We start from the raw sequence: 256 nt of genomic DNA on the forward strand, positions 1-256 counted from the left end.
CTTAAGGGAGACACCAGCCACCCTGCGGAGAAAACCCATCTCGGCCGCTTGTATCCGCGATCTCGTTCTTTCGGTCATGACCCATCCTTCATGACCATAGGTGAGGGTAGGAACGAAAATGGCCCGGTAGACAGAGAGCTTTGCCTTCTGGCTCAGCTCCCTTTTCGTCACAACGGTGCAGTAAAGCGACTGCAATACCGCTCCCGCTGCTCCGATTCTCCGGCCCATCTCACGCTCCATTGTTCCCTCACTCGAG

1 protein-coding gene is annotated in these 256 nt (G+C 56.2%); it reads right to left on the reverse strand.

What is annotated here, in order from left to right; all coding sequences use genetic code 11:
• Window positions 1-240, reverse strand: a 240-nt coding sequence (locus tag ACM615_RS24130) for a hypothetical protein (RefSeq protein WP_431012668.1), incomplete at its 3' end; no start/stop codon positions are given.
• Window positions 241-256 lie beyond the last annotated feature (16 nt).

Source organism: Rahnella sp. PAMC25617 (assembly GCF_050606005.1).
Taxonomy (GTDB): domain Bacteria; phylum Pseudomonadota; class Gammaproteobacteria; order Enterobacterales; family Enterobacteriaceae; genus Rahnella; species Rahnella variigena.